Annotated in this window: 2 protein-coding genes; both read right to left on the bottom strand. The window is 61.6% G+C overall.

Features of this window, described 5'->3' with window-relative positions:
• Nucleotides 1-238: 238 nt before the first annotated feature.
• Nucleotides 239-1,099, bottom strand: a complete 861-nt coding sequence (locus KIH45_RS18970) for an alpha/beta fold hydrolase (protein ID WP_225900046.1) — start codon at nucleotides 1,097-1,099, stop codon at nucleotides 239-241.
• A 54-nt stretch (nucleotides 1,100-1,153) separates the two neighbouring features.
• On the bottom strand, nucleotides 1,154-2,770 hold the full coding sequence (locus KIH45_RS18965; RefSeq protein ID WP_225900045.1) for a long-chain fatty acid--CoA ligase: 1,617 nt from the start codon (nucleotides 2,768-2,770) through the stop codon (nucleotides 1,154-1,156).
• Nucleotides 2,771-2,858: the final 88 nt, after the last annotated feature.

The following is a 2,858-nucleotide window of genomic DNA, read 5'->3' as shown; positions in this document are numbered from 1 at the left end:
CCCTACGGTCTTCTTCTCCGCCATCGCTCTCGCCGCCACCGTCATATTCTGGCTCTGATCAATGAGTCCTGAGCCTAAGTCAGAGGTAGGATGGGTCCATCATTGAAGTGAAGGGAGGGCACAATTGAAACAAAAAATCGCGGTCCCGAGATCTGCTTGTTCCTCGATCAGCACGAGTGTCTGCCAAAAATGGATTCTTTGCGATAATTTCATGTACACCCTGGGCTGATAACGAGCGCTATAAATGACGGTCGGTTGTATATGTGTTGTTCACGAACTGATCGACCAGTGCATTGAACTCATCGGGCCGCTCCCATTGTGCCCAATGGCCGCATTTGGAGAAGATGTGCATGTCGGCATTGGGGATGAGCTTGCGCAGGATGAACCCGGCATCGAGCGGCAGGACGCGGTCCTCGGCGCCCCAGATGATGAGCGCGGGGCTGGATATCTGGTCGAGGCCCTGGTTCCAGAGATGGTCTTTGGGATGGGCCATCAATGTGCGCAGCGGCGGGTTGGCAAGCGTTTGGGGCAGTGTCGCGATGCGGAACCGCTCCTCAAGCAGGTCATCGGTGATCGATGAGCGGTCGTAAACCAGCAGGTCGGTGATCCGTGCGAGCTTCTCGAGCGTGGGGCCTTCGCCACCATAGAAGTCGAGCATCCTTTGCAGGCCTTCGGTCGGGAACGGCGTGGTAACCGGCAAACCACCGCCCGGTCCCATCAGGACCAGCTTGTCGACCCGCTCCGGTGTATCGAGCGCGAAGCGCAGCGAGGTCATGCCGCCCAGCGAGTTGCCCACGAGGCTGGCGCTTTCGATCCCGGCATGGTCCATCACGTCCCGCACGGCGTTGGCGAGCGCAACGATAAGCCCATCGGGCTGGGCGCGCTGCGCCGACTGGCCGTAACCGGGCAGGTCGGGGACGATGACCCGGTTGCGCCGCGAGAGCGGTTCCACATTCTTGCGGTAATTGCTGTACCCATAGGCTCCCGCACCGCCGCCATGGATAAGGATGATCGCCGGGCCTTCGCCCCATGTCTGATAATGGACTCGGCCATCGGCAGTATCCGCGAACCGGCTTTCAGGCATATCGGGGTCGGTCATTATCATCTCCAGATGGAATACAGGCGTGAGAATATAGGATCGCTGCGGCCGGCCTCAGGTCGCCGGTTCGGCCAGTACCTGGCCATATTTGTCGCGGATGGCCTTCTTGTCGATCTTGCCGGTGGCGGTGAGAGGGACGGCGCCCAGGATGATGCGGTCGGGCATCCACCATTTGATGATCCGCGGTTCGAGCCACTCGCGCATGGCATCCTCGGTCACCGATCCTACCTCGAGAGGCTCGACCAGCATGATCGGGCGTTCCTCCCATTTGGAATGATAGACGCCGGCCACCGCCGCCACCTTCACGCCAGGGCATCCTGCCGCGATGTTTTCCAGGTCGATCGAGCTGATCCATTCCCCGCCCGACTTGATGACGTCCTTCTTGCGATCGGTGATCCGCATGAACCCGAACCGGTCGATGGTCGAGATATCGCCGGTATCGAACCAGCCCTCGGCGTCGATCGCGGAGGCATCGGCGCGGTAATAGCGTTCCAGCACCCAGGGACCGCGCACCATCAGCGCGCCGGACTGCTCGCCGTCATGCGGCAGGGCATTGTCGTCATCATCGACGATCTTCATCTCGATACCGAACATCATCCGGCCCTGGCGCGTCCAGATGACCTCGTTCTCATCATCCTTGCCCAGCGCTGCCAGCGCGGGGGTGGGGGTGGAGACGACGCCCAGCGGACTGGTCTCGGTCATGCCCCAGATCTGCTGGACGGCGACGCCGAGCCGGTCGAAGGCCACCGCCATGTCGCGCGGCACAGCCGAACCGCCGATGATCACGCGCTGAAGCTTGCCCGGCGCCTCCCCGGTCTTCGCCAGATGGTCGAGATACATCGTCCAGATCGTCGGGACGCCGCCAGAGAAAGTGACGCCTTCATCGGCGATCATCTGCTGGAGGCTCGCGCCGTCGAACCTGTCGCAAGGGAAGACGAACTTCACTCCGTTGATCGCGCCTGCGAAGGGAAGCCCCCAGGCGGTCGCGTGATAGAGCGACTGGCAGGGCATCACCACATCGAAGGCGGAGAAGTTGAGCGCTCCGGGTAGTCCGGCGGCCAGCGCGTGCAGCACGACCGAACGATGCGAATAGAGTACGCCCTTGGGGTCGCCTGTCGTGCCGGAGGTGTAGCACAGGAATGCGCCTGCATTCTCGTCCAGCTTCGGCCAGGGATAGTCCTCCGCCTCTGCGGCGATAAGACTCTCGTAGCATTCGAAGCCGTCTACCATGCGCTCGGCGTCGCTCAGAACGACATAATGCTGCACCGTCTCCAGCTGGCCTTTGATCCGGTCGACGATCTCGGCCATGTTGCGGTCGAGCAGCAGGACCTTGCTACCCGCGTGGTTGATCGTGAAGACCAGATGATCTTCGGGCAGGCGCGGATTGGCGGTATGCAGCACCGCGCCCATGCCCGGCACCGCGAAGAACAGTTCGAAGTGGCGATGCGTGTTCCACGCCAGCGAACTCACCCGGTCGCCCGGCTCGACGCCGAGTGTGGCTAAAGCATGCGCGGCCTGTGCCGCACGCCTCCAGGCCCGCGCATAATCATAGCGCCAGACCGGCTCGTCGACATTGCGCGAAACAAGCTCCCGGGAACCATGCGCAACCGATGCAAAGCGCAGAATGTCATGAATGTTGAGCGGCGCATCCTGCATCAAACCCTGAAGCAATTGTTACTCTCCTGTCCGTCGTCAGAACATTTGGCACAACTCGCGGCGTAAATTAGCGGAGTGCGGGCCTCGTCAGGGGATGGATGAT

It is taken from the genome of Croceicoccus gelatinilyticus, from assembly GCF_018398395.1.
In the GTDB taxonomy this organism is placed as follows: domain Bacteria; phylum Pseudomonadota; class Alphaproteobacteria; order Sphingomonadales; family Sphingomonadaceae; genus Croceicoccus; species Croceicoccus gelatinilyticus.
Note: the sequence above shows the minus strand (reverse complement) of the source record. Positions and strands in the feature narration are given on the sequence as shown.

Coding starts and splice junctions, on each gene's coding strand:
- KIH45_RS18970 (WP_225900046.1), bottom strand. CDS start 1,099: ATGACCGACCCCGATATGCCTGAAAGCCGGTTCGCGGATACTGCCGAT.